Source organism: Methyloligella solikamskensis (assembly GCF_042676065.1).
Classification (GTDB): Bacteria; Pseudomonadota; Alphaproteobacteria; order Rhizobiales; family Methyloligellaceae; genus Methyloligella; species Methyloligella solikamskensis.
Genome location: NZ_JBHTJO010000001.1, coordinates 2,168,331 through 2,184,097, shown reverse-complemented (window position 1 = coordinate 2,184,097; position 15,767 = coordinate 2,168,331). Strand labels below are relative to the sequence as shown.

The window sequence follows — 15,767 nt, the reverse complement described above, 5'->3', positions numbered from 1 at the left end:
GTCTTACGCTATTTGGAGAAGCAGCGGTTCAGAAGCGTCTCGTCGATCTCGCCGCCTTGGAAGCTCTTGCCGCTCTCCAGCGCGCTCACCATGGCCTGGGCCGGGCTGAACAGCATCTTGTCGATGGCGTAGAAGTCGCCCTTCACGGCGGAGAAGATCTCGGCAAACGGCTGGCCGTAATCCTTGGAGGCCGAGCTCGGTAGCTTCTCGGCGAGCTCCTTGGCCGCCGCTTCGTCGCCGTTCACATAGAGCTGCACGCGGCCGCCATAGATGATGGCGTCGTTGGTGCGTCCCATGGCCTGAACGAAGTCGGGGGCAGGCGGCGCAAGCGGTGCCGAGGCGATGCCGTCGACGATATTCTCAAGCGGGAAATGCAGCTCATGGGCCTTGTGCAGCGCGACCTCCAGGCTGCGCCCGATGATCTGCACCATGCCGGCAAGGCTGGTGGTGGGCGCATAAATAAAGGTGAGGTTCTCCGGCTTCACCTTGCAGGCCTCGGCGACCTCTTTCACGAGCGGAGCAGGCGGCGCCTCGTCCGCTTCGAGCACGAAGAAGGCCTCATCGGCCTTGTCGCGATAGCCCAGCTCCTCGAAGAGCGGCTCCGACGAGCCGAGCGCGCGGCCCGGCCCGGAGCCAAGCACGTAATAGGTCTTGCCGTCGTCCTTCTTGGCCGAAAGGCTCCAGCCCGCGTACTGGGAGCCGAGGCAAGCGATCACAGGCTGACTGGTGTGGACGGTGACATTGAACGCCCAGGGGCTTGCCGTGTCGGCGACATCGAAGGTGACCGTGCCGAGCCCGCCGAGGCAGACCTCCGCCATGCGGCGTCCGGCTTCCAGCCCGCCCGGGGCCTTGTCGCCGCAATCGATCAGCGTCTCGCCGGACGCGCCTTTCGAGACCTTGATGCGAAGCTGATCCGCTTCGGCGATCATCTTCTCCACGATCGGCTTCACAGTCTTGTTGACGCTCGGCGCCTCGATCTTGTCGCTCACTTAAAACCCTCCTGTACGCCGCTCAGCGCAGCCATGATGTCCCGGACCCGCGTCTCGGCGAGCTGCCGTGCCTGGTCCTTCGTCCTCTCCCGGGCCACCACCGTGCAGATGGGCCCGTCCTTTGCGATATGCTCGCCCGGTTTCGGTATATCGGAAGCCCATTCCGGCCATGCAAATGCCGCCGGAACAGTTACCCCGCGCGTCGCAAAAACGACCGCGCTGGCGGCCGCATCGCTCATCCCTCGCAGGCTGGGTAGCTTTCGCCTCGTCACCGCGTCAAGGTGAAATGAAATCAGCGGACTGTCCGCATCGTCGAAGATATCGAGGGTCGCTCCTGGCCGCGGATTGATCTCCAGGAGCCGGGCGGTGTCGCTCGCGACGAGAAAATCGGCGCTGCCGAGCCCCACCACTCCGAACGCCGCGACGAGCGATGCAACCGCTTCCATCATCCGTCCTTCGACAGCCTCGGGAAGATCGGCCGGCCGCACCGCGCCGCCATAGCGCCAGGGAGACCGGTCGCCCGGCGCGGACCATTGGGCGCTAAACCCAAGCGGCGTGATCTCGCGTCCGTTGGCGACGAAGAGCAGGGAGGCGGGCACGCCCTCCACCTGACGCTGATAGTAGACGCCGTCGGAATGGGCTGCCGTTGCGGGCCCCACATGGCTCCCGCCGGCGCCGCCGATCCGCTTCGCCAGCCAGCCCTCGGGAGAGGACGGCCTCGTCATTTGCGTCTTCGGATGGGGGATGTCGAGCGCATCGAGCGTTTCGAAAAAGCGCGCGGGATCCTTCACCGTGGCAACGGTCTCCGCGGCGTTCCCAAGCACAGGCCAGCGCCGAGCGATCGCCTCCAGCATGTCTGGGTTCGTCTCGAAGCCCGAGCCATAGAGAAAGCCTATCGGCGGGGAGGGGGCGGCGTCGGCGAGACGGACCAGCTTGTCGAGAAGATCGTCCTGCGCGATCCCTGCCTTCATCGGCCCGTCGAAGGTCAGGCTCTTGGCCGCAATCTTTTGTGTGTCGCGATCGGCGAAGAAATCGACCGTGAGCGGCGTAAGCCCCGCCCGTGACGCGGCGGCGGCCAGGCTTCGGGCCGAGACCGCCGCGATCAGGACGGACGCACCGCTACGGTGCGATGGTCTTGGCAAGGTCGTAGGCGTCGCGGAAATCGAGATAGAGCGGCTTGTCGGATTCCAGCATCTTTTTGAACAGCCCGGCCTCGGTCTTGTACTTCACGTCGCCGATGGCGAGCGCGCCGATGCCGACCGTCTTCAGTCCGTCGATGGGCTCGCCGTTATCCTTGATGCCGACACCCTCGATGCCGGCCGGCGGAACGGCGTTCACATCCGCCGCCACGAGAAGCTTGTCGGCCTCTTTCAGCTGGTTGGTGGTGAGAAGCTGACGCCCGGCCGGACCGGCGGAGAACGTCATGTCGCACTCTTTCAGAATGTCGGTCTTCTGGGATTCGGTGCTGCCGTCGGCATATTGCAGATTGGCGTCGAAGCGCTCGTTGGACTCTTCCGCCAGGCGGCGCACCCGCTCCGGCCCGTCATAGCCGACGAGAACCGGGGTCGCACCATGCAGCCCTGCGATCACGGCGGACGCGAAGCCCACCACACCCGTGCCGCCATAGATGGCGATACGCTTGTCCTTCAGCCCGGTGTCGAACTTGTCCTCCAGCGCCTTGTTGGCGCAGGCGACCATGGCCGCGGCGGTGGTGAAGGAGCCTGCCGGATCGGCGAAGACGGAGATCTCGAAGGGCGGCACCATGGCCTCCTTCGCCTTATCCATCATGTTCAGGGCTTCGATGGCGCGCTTGCCGCCGATGAAGATGCCGGTCTGCTTCACGCCTTCCGGTCCGCGGGAGAAGATCGCGTCCTGCACCAGCCCGTTCACGTCGCTCTCGGTGACGTTTGTATAAGGGATCACCACGTCGAACCCTGCATCCACCGCCATGTTGACGTCGAAGGGGCTCATATATTTGAGCGGGGTGAGCATGTGCAGAATGTGGCGATGCGCCATGGACCTTCATCTCCCAAAAATTTCGTAATCGAATAGCGAACGTCTCAACCGGTCACAGCATATCTGGCAAACGGTTGAAGGCGGCACAAGTCCTAGAAGGATCGCGGCGATGGCCGGGGCCAGCCGCTCCCCGTCACCGGCACTCGATCAGGGCGCCCTCGTTGCAGCCCCGGGCCAGCTCGAATCGAAGCCCAGAGAATTCGTCCCGCTTCGCTGCGTCGGCCAGCAGCCGGTCGGATTCTTGCTCGCTCGGCAGGATGGCAAACCCCGTGGGACCCCACGAGCTCTGGCCCACCCCGCGATAACCTTCGCCGCGCAGCCAATGAACCGCTGCGCTGACGTTTTCGCTCACCAGGGGGCCACCCTGATATGGGGCGAAATAGAGCCCCATGACCGATTGCAGATGGCCGATGATTTCGCAGAACCGATCGAAATACCCCTCGGTCAGGGCAGGCAGCGCCGAATGAAGCGAGCGCTGCTTAAGCCGGGCCGATTCGGCATCCGGAAAGGCGGGCGCCGTGGCGAAGGCTTCCAGCTCGCCTGAACCGTGCAGCCCCTTGCAGTCCGGATCGAAGATCAGAAGCACGCGCCACTCTTCGGGGAAGTCGGCCCGCGCCAGCACCACCGGAAGATCGCCGCCGCGCGGCCCCTCGTCGATCACAGCACCGCCGCGGGCGAACGTGCCGATGCCGATTCCCGACCGGCGCCCCCGGTCCAGGGTGCTTGCGATCTCCCGCGGAGAGAGGGCGAGCCCCTCAATGCGGGCAAACGCTGCCCCGACGGCCAAAGCGAGCTGAGTGCCCGAGCCGAGACCTGAATGCGAGGGAATCGCCGAAGCGATATCAAGCGAGTAGTTGCCGTCCCGGCCGGCCATCTCCGCAAGCTTGGTGAGATAGCTGCCTGCACGTTCGCTTTCCGGTCCGCTAACGGTCAGCGCGTCGGCGCGGGAAAGCGTGAGCGCGGTCACCGGCCGGTCGAGCCCCAGCCCGAAGCTCCCGAAAGGCTGCGCCCCTTGGCCGCTCGGATCGAAGAATCCGAAATGCAGGCGGGCCCGCGTCGTCACCGACACGCTTTGCGGCCAGGACGCTCCGCCGGGGCCTCCGGGGGCGGAGGCGGGTATGCGATCAAATTTCGTCAATCGAGATCTTTCTCAGAGCCAACGCAAAGCCATGCGCCCAGAAGAATGTACTCAGAACATTCCGTTCGAGTGGGCGGATGTATCGGGCACGATCTGCAGGACGTCCCAATGCTCAACGATCTTGCCATCCTTATCCAACCGGAAGATGTCGATCCCGGCCCAGTCGTGATCGCCGGGCCATTCCTGATGGCAATGCAGAACGACGTGATCGCCCTCGGCGATCACACGCTTGATGTTTACCCGCTTCCCGGGATAGCGGCGCGCCATCTCCTCGAAATAGGCGATGAAGCCCGCCTTGCCGTCCTCGACGCCTGGATTGTGCTGTCGGTAGTCGGCACCGGCATAAAGCTCGATCGCTTCGCGCGGCCGGCATTGATTGAACATAAGGTTGTAAAACGAAACCACCACCTTCTTGTTGCGTTCAAGCTCATGCATGGCGCATTCCCGGGAAGCTTTCATTGCTGCGCATGAAGCCCCTCGGTATGCTGGCGTCAAGCAAGAGGGTGGAGTTTTTCCCACCGCGAGGTACTCGAGCGACATATTTCAAAGACAGGTGTCATGGCTAATTCGGAACGCGTATACGACGAAAAGGAATGCGAAGAACGGCTCAAGGAGCTCCCGCACTGGTATCTGGAAGACGGCTGGATTCGCCGCAAATACAAGACCGCCAGCTGGAAAAGCACCTTGATGGTAATCAACACCATCGGCCATCTCGCCGAGGCCGCGTTTCATCATCCTGATATCACGGCATCCTATGCCTGGGTCGAGGTTCGGCTGAAGAATCACGCCGCCAAGGGAATCACCGATAAGGATTTCGAACTGGCGAAGAAGATCGAGGAGGTGGTTCACTGGCAGCCCGGCGTAGAGGATGGGGCCCTGGAGGGCACGCCCGACGATCAGCGCTTTGCCTATATCAAATACGATAAGCCGAAATCGTAACCTGCCACGCTAATCGCTTGGGCGCGCAACGATGCCGCCCATGCGTCCTTCAACCCCGCCGGCCCTGCGCGCATTCGAATGCTTGCGCCGGTCTTCGCTTCTGAATAAAGGTGCGCCGCTATGGCGGTCTATTTGAACGGCAATGAGGTCGAGGAGTCGCAAGCGCTTGCGAGCGCAGCGGAGCTCCTGGACCGAGCCAACCTTCCTTTGATTGCAGGTCTGATGACCGATATCGCGGGCGCCGAAGCCGCGCTTACCCTCGCCGAGGAAATCGGCGGGGTGATCGATCACGCGGGTGGCGACGGCATGGCCCGGGCCAATCGCCTGATGCGCGAAGCGGGCTCCAATCCCGTCAGCCTCGGCGAGTTGCGCAACCGGTCCGATCTCGTTGTCGTACTGGGCAAGAAGCCTCTGGAAACCGATCCAGACCTTCTGGAGAAGATCTTCCCGGCCAAGCAGAGCCTGCCGCGCCCCGGCGCAGAGCCGCGCCGTCTGGTCACCACCGGTGCCAAGCCGATGGCGCTGCCCGACACGGTGGAGACCAAATCCATCGATATCCGGAAAGTCGATCTGACGACCGCCGTCGGCATGCTTGCGGCCGCGGTCCACGAGCATCCCTTCGGCGATCCCAAGAAGGCGCTGCCCCAGGCTCTCTTGGAGCTCGCCGGGCACCTGCGCGAAGCGGCGTTCTCCGTCTTCGTCTATTCGCCGGACGAACTGGACGAGCCGGTGCTCCACGTCATCCTGGATATGATCCGTAGGCTTTGCGACAAGACCCGCTCCGGCCTCTACACAGTTCCGGTCCCCGGCAATGGCGACGGCGTCAATCTCTGCTCGGTATGGACCTGCGGTCTGCCGGTGCGCACCAGCTTCGCTCATGGCGATCCGGTCCACGATGCCTGGCAGTTCGATGCCTGCCGTATGATTGCGGACCTGGAGGCCGATGCGCTGGTTTGGATCGATGCGTTCGGGAAGGGCAAGGAATCGGCGCCCACGGGCGTGCCGACCATCGCCTTGGCCACGCCCGGCACCGTGAAGCCGAAGGACGCCGATATCGTGATCGAGGTGGCCACGCCCGGTGTCGACCACGGCGCGGCGCTCTATCTGCCTGAAATTTCCGGTATCGGCATGGTGAAGGCAACAGGCGCAGGCTCGGGCCTCCCGAGCGTCGCAAGCGTGCTTGCCGCATTGTCCGACCGTCTCAAGACCACGGAGGCCGCATAATGCTGCTTTGCCTGAAAGGCGGCCGCGTCGTCGACCCCGCGAACAACCGCGATGCGGTTGGCGATCTCTATATCGAGGACGGCCGCATCGTCGCTGACGCCCAAGGCCGCGAGCCCGACGAGACCTATGACGTCTCCGGTAAGATCGTCATGGCCGGCGGCGTGGACGTTCATTCCCATATCGCCGGCTCCAACGTCACGCTGGCCCGCCAGCTGATGCCGGAACTGCCGCTGCTGGCGGCCGATGGCGGCGTGCACATCCCGCCGACACCGTCGTCCTGGGGCGCGTATGCGACCGGCCTCCGCTATGCCCAGATGGGCTACACCACGGCCATCGAGCCGGCCGTACAGCCGACCCACGCCATCCAGACCCATCTGGAGCTGTCCCAGATCCCGATCCTCGACGTCGGCGGTCTGGCGATTCTCGGAAATGACGACTTCGCGCTTCAGCAGCTGAAGAAGAATGCGTCGGAGAGCGAGATCCAGGACTATGTCGCCTGGACCCTGGACCATACGAAGTGCTTAGGGCTCAAGGTCATCAACGCGGGCGGTGCCGAAGCCTTCAAGTTCAATGCACGGACCTTCAACCTGGATGACGAGGTGCCGTATTACGGCGCCACGTCGCGCCAGATCGTGCAGTCCATGCAGCATGCGGTGCACAATCTCGGCGTGCCCCATCCGGCCCATGTCCACTGCAACAATCTCGGCATCGCCGGCAATATCGACACCGCCATCGCCACCATGGAGGCGGCCGAAGGCGTGCCGATCCATTTCGCCCATATTCAGTTCTACGGCTACGGCACGGAAGGCGAGAAGGGCCTGTCCTCCGGCGCGCCGCGCCTGGTGGAAGCGCTGAATGCCCACCCGAACGTCACCGTCGATGTGGGCCAGGTGCTGTTCGGCCAGACCGTCACCATCTCCGGCGACGTGCTGCGCCAGTTCGACGGCCGCAAGGCCGCCAGCCCCGGCAAATGGGCGCTCTATCAGGGCGAGGGCAATGGCACCGGCGTCGTGCCCTACAAATACAAGTCCAAGAGCTTCGTGAACGCCGTGCAATGGGCCATCGGCCTGGAGATCTTCCTCCTCGCCAAGAACCCGTGGCAAGTGCTGTTCTCCACCGATCATCCAAACGGCGCGCTGTTCACCCGCTATCCGGAGATCTTCGGCCTACTCATGGACAAGGACGAACGGACCCGCTGGCTCGACAAGCTGCCGGAAGCCGTACGCGAGGTGACCAACCTCGCCGAGATCGACCGGGAGATCACCTTGTCGGAGTTCGCCGTGATGACCCGGGCCGCGCCCGCCAAGCTGCTGGGCCTGTTCGACCGCGGCCATCTGGGCGCAGGCGCCGTGGGCGACGTCGCGGTCTATTCGGAGAAGAAGGACAAGGTCGCCATGTTCGACCGTGCCAGCTTGGTCTTCAAGGACGGCAAGCTCGTCGTGCGCGACGGTCAGATCACCGACATCACCTGGGGCAGGGCGTTCCACGCCACCCCGGAGTTCGACACCAACATCAAGCGCCGGGTGAACAAGTTCTACGGCGACAATTACGGCATCAACCCAGAGGTCTTCGACGTGCCTGAGGGGATTGCAGGACGCGAAGGCCGCTTCGCGAAGCTGCCGGAGACGACCTCATGACGGATATCAAGCGCAAGGGCGTCACCATTGTCGATACCTTCGCGGAAGCCTTCCCCATGGTCGGCACGCGGGTCGTCATCACGGCGCCGACGGCGGAGTGGGCGGAGATCGCCGCCCGCACCATGACCGGCTTCGCCACCTCGGTCATCGCCTGCGGCGCCGAGGCCGGTATTGAGCGGAAGCTCTCCAAGGACGAGACCTATGACGGCCGTCCCGGCGTTTCCGTGCTGCTCTTCACCATGGACAAGGACAAGCTGCAGAAGCAGCTCCGCAACCGCGTCGGTCAATGCGTGCTGACCTGTCCGGGCACGGCCTGCTATGCCGGCATTCCCGGCAAGCCGTCCCTGAAGCTCGGCTCCTCGCTGCGCTTCTTCGGCGACGGCTGGCAGATGTCCAAGGTTATCGAGGGGCGCCGCTTCTGGCGCATCCCCGTCATGGACGGCGAGTTCGTCTGCGAGGAGAAGACCGGCTTCACCAAGGATGCCGTCGGCGGCGGCAACTTCCTGGTGCTCGGCAAATCCCATGAAGGCGTGCTGAAAGCCTGCACCCGCGCCGTGAAGGCCATGAGCCAGATGGAGGGCGTCATCACGCCGTTCCCGGGCGGCATCGTGCGCTCCGGCTCGAAGGTCGGCTCTCAGTACAAGGGGCAGATCGCCTCCACCAACGACGCTTACTGCCCGACCCTGAAGGGCGCGGTGAAGACCGACCTTCCGCTCGATGTCGAGGCGGTCATGGAGATCGTGATCGACGGGCTGACCCCTGAAGCCATCTCCGACGCCATGAAGGCCGGCATGGACGCCGTGCTCGATGGCGGCTCCAAGGACGGCATCGTCGCGATCGCCGCTGGCAATTACGGCGGTAATCTCGGCCCCCATCATTTCCACTTGAAGGAGATAGTCGGTTGAGCGCTCTCACCTTCAAAATGAAGCAGTCGCCCGATCAGCGGGTCAATCTGTCCTGCCTGACGCCCGATCGTCTGGCCGGAATGAAGTCCAAGGATATCGAGGCGCTGCATATCGGCACGACCCGGACCAAGCTCTGCGTCGGCGATCTGTTCAAGGTCTCCGGCGACGAGACGTCCAACATCCGGTTCGTCGGCACCGATCATCGTTGCGACCATATCGGCGCGCGCTTCTCCGAAGGCCAGGTGATGGTCGATGGCAATGCCGGAGCCTATCTAGGCGCATCGCTTAGAGGCGGCGCCCTGTTGCTGAAGGGGAATGCCGGCCCTTATGCGGGCGCGGCCATGTCCGGCGGCACCATCGATATCGGCGGCAATGTAGGCGAGCGCGCCGGCGGCGTGCTGGTCGGCGAGGTGCACGGCATGCGCGGCGGCCGCCTGATTATCCGCGGCGATGCCGGTCCCATGCTGGCGGAGCGCATGCGCCGCGGCATCATCACGGTCTGCGGCGATGCCGGCGATTATGCTGGTGCACGCGTCGTGGCCGGCACCATCGTCTTCCTCGGCAAGGTCGGGCGCTTCGCAGGCTACGGCAACAAGCGCGGCACCTTGATCTTTAAGAAGGAGCCGAAGGAGATCCTGCCCACATACTCCGATTGCGGCGTGATCGAGTTTACCTATCTGAAGCTGCTCGAGCGCCATCTGAAGGAGCACGACGTGAAGCTCCGTCTGCCCCGGCGGGCCCAGCGGCTCATTGGCGACATGGCGTCGAAGGGCAAGGGAGAGATGCTGATCCTCCGATAGCCTTGCGCTAGTCTGGCCTCTTAGCGCCGGATCGTGCCACGGACCGTCTGCCTGACGAGCGCGCACGACAAGCGCCGGTTGGGATCACAGGGAGCCGCTTCGGTTCATGACCGATTCTCCGTTCGTATTGCTGGATGACAGTTTGAGGCCTGGCGGCGTCTCGCTCCTCTTCGAGGAGCCGCTGGAGGTCGTGATCTGTCGCGACCCGTCCCAGGTCGAGGAAAAGCTCATCGCCATAGAGCAGGGGCTGAAGCGTGGCCTCTACGCGGCCGGCTTCTTCGCCTATGAGCTCGGCTATTGCCTCGAGCCCAAGCTCGCCGATCTCATGCCCGAAAATCGCGATCAGCCGCTCTTCTGGATCGGCCTTTATCGCGCGCCGAAACGCTTCGACGACCGGGAGACCAAGAACTGGCTCGCCCGCACCGGCGGGGAGGGCGATCCCGACGTCACGGATCTGGAGCTCTCCCGCTCCAAGAAGGATTATCTCGACGCCTTCGCCAAGGTGAAGGACTACATCGCCGCCGGCGACGTCTATCAGATCAACCTGACCCTGAAATATTTCTTCCGCTACGGCGGCGACCCCGTCGCGCTCTATCAGGCGCTCCGCCGCAAGCAGCGGGTCTCCTATGGCGGGCTGATCGGCGCGGAAGACTTCCACTGCCTGTCGCTCTCGCCGGAGCTTTTCTTCAAGCGGGAGGGGAGCGTGCTCTCCACCCGGCCCATGAAGGGCACCGCACCGAGGGGCCGCACGCCCCGGGAGGATTCGCGCCTGAAGACCTGGCTCGCGGTCGACGAGAAGCAGCGGGCGGAGAACCTCATGATCGTCGATCTTCTGCGCAACGATCTCGGCCGTCTCGCCAAGATCGGCTCCGTGGAGGTGACGGATCTCTTCACCGTGGAGACCTACCGGACCGTGCATCAGATGACATCCGGCATCCGGGCGGAGATGCGCAGCGACATGGGCCTGCGGGAGATGCTGAAGGCGCTGTTCCCTTCAGGCTCCGTCACCGGCGCCCCGAAGGTCCGCGCCATGGAGATCATTCGCGAACTGGAGGATCTGCCGCGCGGCGTCTACACCGGCTCCGTCGGCACCATCGCGCCCAATGGCGGTGCGGAGTTCAACGTCGCCATCCGCACCCTGATGCTGAGCAATGGCAAAGGCGAGATGGGTATCGGCAGCGGGGTCGTGGCCGACAGCAAGGGCGAGGCGGAATATGAGGAATGCCTCCTGAAAGGCGAGTTCCTCACAAGACCGGCCCAGAATTTCGATCTGATCGAGACCATCCGCTGGGAGCCCGACGGCGGCTTCTATCTGCTGGAGCGCCATCTGAACCGGCTCAAGGCCTCCGCCCATCATTTCGGCTATCCGTACGACCGCGAAGCAGTGAAGGCGGCGCTCGCCGCCGAGACCCGCAGCCTCCAGGGCGGGACCTATATGGTCCGGCTTCTGCTCGGCGAGGACGGTGCGATCAGCGTCTCCGCCAAGGAGATCACGCTGCCTGACCGCAACACGGTCTGGACCTTCGCCGTGTCCGACCGGCGGGTGGATGAGAAGGATCCCTTCTTCTTCCACAAGACCACGCGCCGGGAGTTCTACGAAGAGGCCATGGCGGCGGCGAAAGAGGCGACGGGCTGCGACGAGGTCATCTTCCTCAACAGCAAGGGCGAGCTCACCGAAGGCACCCGTACCAATCTCTTCCTGGAGAAGGACGGGCGGCTCTACACGCCGGCGGTTGCCTGCGGGCTGCTGCCCGGCACCTTGCGGGAAGAGATGATCGATCTGCCGAGGGTCGAGGCGAGCGAGGCCATCCTGACCCTGGAGGATCTGGAGCGCGCCGATCGCGTCTATCTGGGAAATTCCGTCCGCGGACTTATCCGTGCGGAGCCCGTGGGCGCTGAGGGGGAAGGCGAGGGCGCAAAGCCTGTCGGTGCTGCCGCGGAGAGCCGCTGAGGCTCATACGGCGATCGCTTCTCCATCACCTTCGATGGATTCCGGTGTGATTGGCCGCGGGGCAGGGCTCCGTGGCCGGGTCTGATCGCCGGCCAGCCATTGCTGGAACTGGGCAATCGCCCGGCTCGTGCGCCGTTCCAGGCTCTTATAAGTCTTGCGAACCTCGCCCTGCAGCGACTCGAACTTCTCAAACGTGTCCGCCCAGGCGTCGTCCATCCTCGCCGCGGAGTCCGTCATGGACTCTCCGAAGGCCTGCGCGGCGTCCTCCGTCTCGCTCTGCAGCCGTGAAACGCTTTCGTTGAGACGGCGCAGGGTCTCTTCCGCGAAGCTTTCGAAGCTGGAAGGGGAGTGTGTCTCCGGCTCGCTGGAACGGGGCCGGGCGTCCGGATCGAGGGCTTCCGCGGTCGCTTTGGCGCCGTCTTCGATCCGCTCCCCGGGAGCGGCCGAAAGGCCGGATGCTCCGAACATCACAGACAGGAACATCACAGACAGAGAGAGCGCGGCCACAACAGCCACGCTCCTCATCGTCCCATAGCGAAATCGTCTCACGATAAGCCGCCTCCCTCGCTTGCGGCCTGCAATCTCAGCGAACCGCTAGCTGGTCCACGGAATGGGACCGGTCCAGCCCACCGCGAGAATAAGATACATCGCGACCGCGGCGACCACGGTCGAAATCAGCAGCACCCAGACCATTCCGCTCGGGCGCGTCCCTTGGCGGGCCTCCTTCGGCTGCATTTCGTCCTTCGTGTGATCATGTGCCATTAACAGACTCTCTTTCGCAATCAATCGAGTTTGGTTCGTTCAATTCTCAAGACCTGAAGAGGCGAATTAGGCATGCGGCATCGCGCTCGCATTCCCAGCCCCCGGTCCGTGAACAAAACGTCGCAGACGCGCTTGCGTTCCGATCGATGGAGCGAAATCCTGAAAAGGATGAGAGGGTGATCTAGGAAAGATTATTGAGAATCAATAGTATCGAGTGCTGTGCGCACATCCTGGACGAGCGCGCCGCTGGCGGCATCCTCGCTCATTCCTTCATCACCCGCCCGGAGCAGGGCGTCGGCGTCCATCTCCCACCGCTGCAGAATCGCCCGCTTGTCCTCCTTGGAGAGCTCCTCCGCGGCCAGGACGTCCTTGGGTTGCTCGAAGACGGCGGCCGGATCGAGCTTTGCCTCGTCAAGTTCTGCTGCAGAAAGTTTTGCCATCAAAATCCTCCTCTTCAATCGCGCACGATGCAGAACAATTGCATCTCAAAGTGAACCTTTGTCTCTATGAATGCGTTGCCCAGGCCTGGATCAAATTGATCGATCAAAGGAGATTATAATGCTGGGTTGGGCTCTTACATTCTTGATTATCGCCTTGATTGCGGCGGCTCTCGGCTTCGGCGGGCTGGCCGGCACGGCGGTTGGAATTGCCAAGCTGATTTTCGTCGTTGCCCTGATCCTGTTCGCGCTGACCATCGTGGCGAATATCATTCGGCGCTAGCCTCAGGATCACATTGAAGCGATTAAAAAAGCGGGCGTCTCCATACGGGGACGCCCGCTTTTTTGTGCCGTTCACGTCGCGAGAGGCTGACCGGGATAGGGACAGCGTCTAGGTGCCGGTCGGCCCCGCAGAGGCAAGCGCCGAGGCCAGTCCCTGATCGAACTCTTCGCCGCTCGCACCGAGGGTTTCGCCCAGGCGGTTGCGCGCGCGGTTCACCCGGCTCTTTATCGTGCCAATGGCGCAATCGGAGATCTCCGCCGCTTCCTCGTAGGAAAAGCCTGCAGCGCCCACCAGGATCAACGCCTCGCGCTGATCGTCGGGCAGCTCGGCCAGGGCCTCGCGGAAATCCTGCAGATCCATATGGCCGTGCTGCTCCGGATGCGTGGAGAGCTTGGCGGCATAGCTGCCGTCGGCATCCTCCACCTCGCGGCGGCGCTTACGGCGCTCCGAGAAATAGGTGTTGCGCAGGATGGTGAAGAGCCACGCCTTGAGGTTCGTCCCTTCCCGGAAGGAATCCAGGTGATTCCAAGCCTTATAGAGAGTCTCCTGAACAAGGTCGTCCGCGCGTTCCTTGTCGCCGCATAACGACACGGCAAAGGCGCGCAGGTTGCTCATCTCGCCCACCAGGGCTTCTTTCAAACTCGCCGAAACCTTTTGGTTCACTTCTTAGACCCGCTTTCCTCAAGGTCTTTCAGAAGCTGCAGAAACCGATCCGGGATGGGCTCGCGTGCCACTTCGTCGAAGCTTGCGCGGAGCTGCCGGCCAATATGCGCCTGAAGGTCGGACGACAAGCCGCTCTGATCCTCCTTCGGCGTTTTGCCGCCCGCAACGCTAGACGGCGCATCATCCATGGTGCCGTCCGACGAATTCCCTGTTGATAGGTCCATCCTTCCCTTCTCTTCCGAGGGCTCGCTGCGAGCCTCGCGCTTTTCTTTTTCAGTCACAAGCCATCCTTCAATCCGCAATACCGCGTCCGACAGCGGATACAGGTCCCATTACGCAACGGTCTCTCAAGCGCCAGAAACGCCTAGAAACTCTGTCGGTTCCGTTATGGAACCTAAAAAGAAACAAATGTGTTGAATAGCCCGGGCAACCTTTTTGAGTTGCCATTTCCCGCCTGCCCATGCCATTGGGGTCAATGTCATGAGGGCCTTTGGGCAAGGCCCTGCCAATTTTCCAGAGACGGAATTTACATGTCGATTTCGAAAGCGATTGCGCCACATCTTCCGTATTTGCGCCGGTTCGCCCGCGCGCTCGCCGGCACTCAGCAGGCCGGTGACGCCTACGTTGCGGCGACGCTGGAGGTGCTCGTCGAGGACCCGTCGGTCTTCAATTCCGATATCGAGCCTCGCGTCGCGCTTTATCAGACCTTCGTCGGGCTTTGGAATTCTCTCGACGTCAATCGCAAGCCCGACATCTCGACCGACCTGGCGTCCACCATCGATCGCAAGCTGGAATCCATCACGCCGCTCCCGCGGCAGGCCTTCCTGCTCTGCTCGGTGGAGAACTTCACGCCCGCCGAAGCGGCCACCATCCTGTCCATCGATGAGGACGAGGTGCGCAAGCTGGTGGACGAGGCGGGCCGCGAGATCGCCAAGCAGGTGGCGACCGACGTTCTCATCATCGAAGACGAGCCCATGATCGCCATGGATCTGGAAGGTATCGTCGACGGTCTGGGTCACCACGTGACCGGCGTCGCGCGCACCCATAGCGAGGCGGTCGACGCGGTGAATGCTCAGAAGCCGGGCCTCGTGCTGGCCGATATCCAGCTCGCCGACGGCAGCTCAGGGCTCGATGCCGTGAACGAGATTCTCGGTGGTTTCGAGGTGCCGGTGATCTTCATCACCGCCTATCCGGACCGGCTGCTGACGGGTGATCGGCCCGAGCCGGCCTTCTTGATCACCAAGCCCTATCAGCCCGATACGGTGAAGGCGATCATCAGCCAGGCGCTGTTCTTCGAGCGCCGCGCTCATCTGCGCGACCGCTCCGACGCCGAGGCGTAGGACGGACGAGACGCCTCGAAAGCGCCGGCCACTTGCTGGAACATCATCGATTAAAATCGTCGAACAAGAAAAAGGGCGGCCCCGCGGGACCGCCCTTTTCTGTGTCGTCTCGTGAAACCTCGAGCCTAGACCCGGCCGAGCAACACGAGAATGATCAGAATGACCAGGATCAGCCCGACCACGCCCGACGGGCCGTAACCCCACGAGCGGCTATAGGGCCACGCCGGGACGGCGCCCAGCAAAATCAGAATTAAAATGATGATGAGAATGGTGCCCAGCATGATGTCTCCTTATGCGCGCCCGTCGAGGGGCGCCCCATCCGCAGCGGTGCGGGCGCTGCTCCCGTAAACGACTCTTCGACAATGACGCGGGGCGAACCAATCCGACGCAAGTGGAAAAACCAAATCGTCCCCCGCAACAAAAGTTCACGCCGCCGCTAGAGGCGGCGACGTGAAGCTATCTCCAGGCCTGGCTAGGCCTGCTCGATCCAGTTGTCGACTTCGCGTTCGGCTTCTTCCTTGGCAACGCCGTAGCGCTCCTGGATGCGGCCGACGAGTTGTTCGCGCTGGCCTTCCACCTGGTCGAGATCGTCGTTGGTGAGCTTGCCCCACTGCTGCTGGGCTTGCCCCTTGAACTGCTTCCAATTGCCTTCGATCTGGTCCCAATTCATTTCGGCCTCCTAA

General features: G+C 63.1%; 20 protein-coding genes. 8 read left to right on the top strand and 12 right to left on the bottom strand.

Annotated features, from left to right (window positions below; translation table 11 throughout):
* Nucleotides 1–8: 8 nt before the first annotated feature.
* The 5 genes from mch to ACFQ2F_RS10605 all read right to left on the bottom strand — a co-directional run bounded on the left by mch (nt 9) and on the right by ACFQ2F_RS10605 (nt 4,578).
* A complete protein-coding gene (mch, locus tag ACFQ2F_RS10625; protein WP_379089644.1) occupies nt 9–989 on the bottom strand; it encodes a methenyltetrahydromethanopterin cyclohydrolase in 981 nt (326 codons plus the stop codon).
* Entirely contained in the window at nt 986–2,131 is a 1,146-nt protein-coding gene (locus tag ACFQ2F_RS10620; RefSeq protein ID WP_379089642.1) for an ATP-grasp domain-containing protein, read from the bottom strand. Before ACFQ2F_RS10620 ends, mch begins: the two co-directional genes overlap by 4 nt.
* On the bottom strand, nt 2,109–3,005 hold the full coding sequence (locus ACFQ2F_RS10615) for an NAD(P)-dependent methylenetetrahydromethanopterin dehydrogenase (RefSeq protein WP_379089640.1): 897 nt from the start codon (nt 3,003–3,005) through the stop codon (nt 2,109–2,111). Before ACFQ2F_RS10615 ends, ACFQ2F_RS10620 begins: the two co-directional genes overlap by 23 nt.
* Nucleotides 3,006–3,138: 133 nt before the next feature.
* Nucleotides 3,139–4,068 carry a GHMP family kinase ATP-binding protein gene (locus tag ACFQ2F_RS10610; RefSeq protein WP_379089638.1) on the bottom strand — a complete coding sequence of 310 codons (930 nt, stop codon included), beginning with the start codon at nt 4,066–4,068 and terminating at the stop codon, nt 3,139–3,141.
* A gap of 126 nt (nt 4,069–4,194) precedes the next feature.
* Complete coding sequence (locus tag ACFQ2F_RS10605; RefSeq protein WP_379089637.1) at nt 4,195–4,578, bottom strand: nuclear transport factor 2 family protein; 384 nt, start codon at nt 4,576–4,578, stop codon at nt 4,195–4,197.
* Between the two features lie 123 nt (nt 4,579–4,701).
* On the opposite strand from ACFQ2F_RS10605, the gene ACFQ2F_RS10600 reads away from it, so the two are divergent.
* The 6 genes from ACFQ2F_RS10600 (at nt 4,702) to pabB (ending at nt 11,599) form a co-directional block, all read left to right on the top strand.
* Nucleotides 4,702–5,082, top strand: coding sequence for a 4a-hydroxytetrahydrobiopterin dehydratase (locus ACFQ2F_RS10600; RefSeq protein WP_379089634.1), 381 nt, complete (start codon nt 4,702–4,704; stop codon nt 5,080–5,082).
* 120 nt (nt 5,083–5,202) lie between these two features.
* On the top strand, nt 5,203–6,306 hold the full coding sequence (locus ACFQ2F_RS10595; protein ID WP_379089633.1) for a hypothetical protein: 1,104 nt from the start codon (nt 5,203–5,205) through the stop codon (nt 6,304–6,306).
* On the top strand, nt 6,306–7,943 hold the full coding sequence (locus ACFQ2F_RS10590; RefSeq protein WP_379089631.1) for a formylmethanofuran dehydrogenase subunit A: 1,638 nt from the start codon (nt 6,306–6,308) through the stop codon (nt 7,941–7,943). The genes ACFQ2F_RS10595 and ACFQ2F_RS10590 overlap by 1 nt, the downstream gene beginning before the upstream one ends.
* Nucleotides 7,940–8,848 (top strand): formylmethanofuran--tetrahydromethanopterin N-formyltransferase, encoded by a 909-nt coding sequence (gene fhcD / locus ACFQ2F_RS10585; protein WP_379089629.1) that lies wholly within the window; start codon nt 7,940–7,942, stop codon nt 8,846–8,848. Before ACFQ2F_RS10590 ends, fhcD begins: the two co-directional genes overlap by 4 nt.
* The gene (locus ACFQ2F_RS10580; protein ID WP_379089627.1) at nt 8,845–9,648 is read left to right on the top strand and encodes a formylmethanofuran dehydrogenase subunit C; all 804 of its coding nucleotides are present in this window, start codon (nt 8,845–8,847) and stop codon (nt 9,646–9,648) included. Before fhcD ends, ACFQ2F_RS10580 begins: the two co-directional genes overlap by 4 nt.
* A gap of 106 nt (nt 9,649–9,754) precedes the next feature.
* Complete coding sequence (pabB, locus tag ACFQ2F_RS10575) at nt 9,755–11,599, top strand: aminodeoxychorismate synthase component I (protein ID WP_379089625.1); 1,845 nt, start codon at nt 9,755–9,757, stop codon at nt 11,597–11,599.
* A gap of 3 nt (nt 11,600–11,602) precedes the next feature.
* Here pabB and ACFQ2F_RS10570 read toward each other — a convergent pair whose 3' ends face one another.
* The 3 genes from ACFQ2F_RS10570 to ACFQ2F_RS10560 form a co-directional block, all read right to left on the bottom strand.
* Complete coding sequence (locus ACFQ2F_RS10570) at nt 11,603–12,115, bottom strand: hypothetical protein (RefSeq protein ID WP_379089623.1); 513 nt, start codon at nt 12,113–12,115, stop codon at nt 11,603–11,605.
* Nucleotides 12,116–12,193: 78 nt separating this feature from the next.
* Complete coding sequence (locus ACFQ2F_RS10565; protein ID WP_379089621.1) at nt 12,194–12,361, bottom strand: hypothetical protein; 168 nt, start codon at nt 12,359–12,361, stop codon at nt 12,194–12,196.
* Between the two features lie 191 nt (nt 12,362–12,552).
* Complete coding sequence (locus ACFQ2F_RS10560) at nt 12,553–12,801, bottom strand: hypothetical protein (RefSeq protein WP_379089619.1); 249 nt, start codon at nt 12,799–12,801, stop codon at nt 12,553–12,555.
* 118 nt (nt 12,802–12,919) lie between these two features.
* Between ACFQ2F_RS10560 and ACFQ2F_RS10555 the strand changes: the two genes are divergently transcribed.
* Nucleotides 12,920–13,081 (top strand): DUF1328 domain-containing protein, encoded by a 162-nt coding sequence (locus ACFQ2F_RS10555; protein ID WP_379089617.1) that lies wholly within the window; start codon nt 12,920–12,922, stop codon nt 13,079–13,081.
* A gap of 108 nt (nt 13,082–13,189) precedes the next feature.
* On the opposite strand, the gene ACFQ2F_RS10550 is transcribed toward ACFQ2F_RS10555, so the two are convergent.
* Both ACFQ2F_RS10550 and ACFQ2F_RS10545 read right to left on the bottom strand, forming a co-directional pair.
* Entirely contained in the window at nt 13,190–13,696 is a 507-nt protein-coding gene (locus tag ACFQ2F_RS10550; protein ID WP_379090681.1) for a sigma-70 family RNA polymerase sigma factor, read from the bottom strand.
* A gap of 44 nt (nt 13,697–13,740) precedes the next feature.
* A complete protein-coding gene (locus ACFQ2F_RS10545; protein WP_379089615.1) occupies nt 13,741–13,968 on the bottom strand; it encodes a NepR family anti-sigma factor in 228 nt (75 codons plus the stop codon).
* A gap of 306 nt (nt 13,969–14,274) precedes the next feature.
* Between ACFQ2F_RS10545 and ACFQ2F_RS10540 the strand changes: the two genes are divergently transcribed.
* Nucleotides 14,275–15,084, top strand: a complete 810-nt coding sequence (locus ACFQ2F_RS10540) for a response regulator (RefSeq protein WP_379089613.1) — start codon at nt 14,275–14,277, stop codon at nt 15,082–15,084.
* A 125-nt stretch (nt 15,085–15,209) separates the two neighbouring features.
* Here the strand turns inward: ACFQ2F_RS10540 and ACFQ2F_RS10535 are convergent, their stop codons facing one another.
* Both ACFQ2F_RS10535 and ACFQ2F_RS10530 read right to left on the bottom strand, forming a co-directional pair.
* Nucleotides 15,210–15,365 carry a DUF3309 family protein gene (locus ACFQ2F_RS10535; protein ID WP_069094004.1) on the bottom strand — a complete coding sequence of 52 codons (156 nt, stop codon included), beginning with the start codon at nt 15,363–15,365 and terminating at the stop codon, nt 15,210–15,212.
* Between the two features lie 191 nt (nt 15,366–15,556).
* The gene (locus ACFQ2F_RS10530; protein WP_379089608.1) at nt 15,557–15,754 is read right to left on the bottom strand and encodes a CsbD family protein; all 198 of its coding nucleotides are present in this window, start codon (nt 15,752–15,754) and stop codon (nt 15,557–15,559) included.
* Nucleotides 15,755–15,767 lie beyond the last annotated feature (13 nt).

What these genes read in the sequence shown, in the direction of transcription:
- ACFQ2F_RS10615 (WP_379089640.1), bottom strand. Translation starts at nt 3,005, where the DNA reads ATGGCGCATCGCCACATTCTGCACATGCTCACCCCGCTCAAATATATG.
- ACFQ2F_RS10605 (WP_379089637.1), bottom strand. Translation starts at nt 4,578, where the DNA reads ATGCATGAGCTTGAACGCAACAAGAAGGTGGTGGTTTCGTTTTACAAC.
- ACFQ2F_RS10600 (WP_379089634.1), top strand. Translation starts at nt 4,702, where the DNA reads ATGGCTAATTCGGAACGCGTATACGACGAAAAGGAATGCGAAGAACGG.
- ACFQ2F_RS10595 (WP_379089633.1), top strand. Translation starts at nt 5,203, where the DNA reads ATGGCGGTCTATTTGAACGGCAATGAGGTCGAGGAGTCGCAAGCGCTT.
- ACFQ2F_RS10590 (WP_379089631.1), top strand. Translation starts at nt 6,306, where the DNA reads ATGCTGCTTTGCCTGAAAGGCGGCCGCGTCGTCGACCCCGCGAACAAC.
- fhcD (WP_379089629.1), top strand. Translation starts at nt 7,940, where the DNA reads ATGACGGATATCAAGCGCAAGGGCGTCACCATTGTCGATACCTTCGCG.
- pabB (WP_379089625.1), top strand. Translation starts at nt 9,755, where the DNA reads ATGACCGATTCTCCGTTCGTATTGCTGGATGACAGTTTGAGGCCTGGC.
- ACFQ2F_RS10565 (WP_379089621.1), bottom strand. Translation starts at nt 12,361, where the DNA reads ATGGCACATGATCACACGAAGGACGAAATGCAGCCGAAGGAGGCCCGC.
- ACFQ2F_RS10560 (WP_379089619.1), bottom strand. Translation starts at nt 12,801, where the DNA reads ATGGCAAAACTTTCTGCAGCAGAACTTGACGAGGCAAAGCTCGATCCG.
- ACFQ2F_RS10555 (WP_379089617.1), top strand. Translation starts at nt 12,920, where the DNA reads ATGCTGGGTTGGGCTCTTACATTCTTGATTATCGCCTTGATTGCGGCG.
- ACFQ2F_RS10550 (WP_379090681.1), bottom strand. Translation starts at nt 13,696, where the DNA reads ATGAGCAACCTGCGCGCCTTTGCCGTGTCGTTATGCGGCGACAAGGAA.
- ACFQ2F_RS10545 (WP_379089615.1), bottom strand. Translation starts at nt 13,968, where the DNA reads ATGGACCTATCAACAGGGAATTCGTCGGACGGCACCATGGATGATGCG.
- ACFQ2F_RS10540 (WP_379089613.1), top strand. Translation starts at nt 14,275, where the DNA reads ATGTCGATTTCGAAAGCGATTGCGCCACATCTTCCGTATTTGCGCCGG.
- ACFQ2F_RS10535 (WP_069094004.1), bottom strand. Translation starts at nt 15,365, where the DNA reads ATGCTGGGCACCATTCTCATCATCATTTTAATTCTGATTTTGCTGGGC.
- ACFQ2F_RS10530 (WP_379089608.1), bottom strand. Translation starts at nt 15,754, where the DNA reads ATGAATTGGGACCAGATCGAAGGCAATTGGAAGCAGTTCAAGGGGCAA.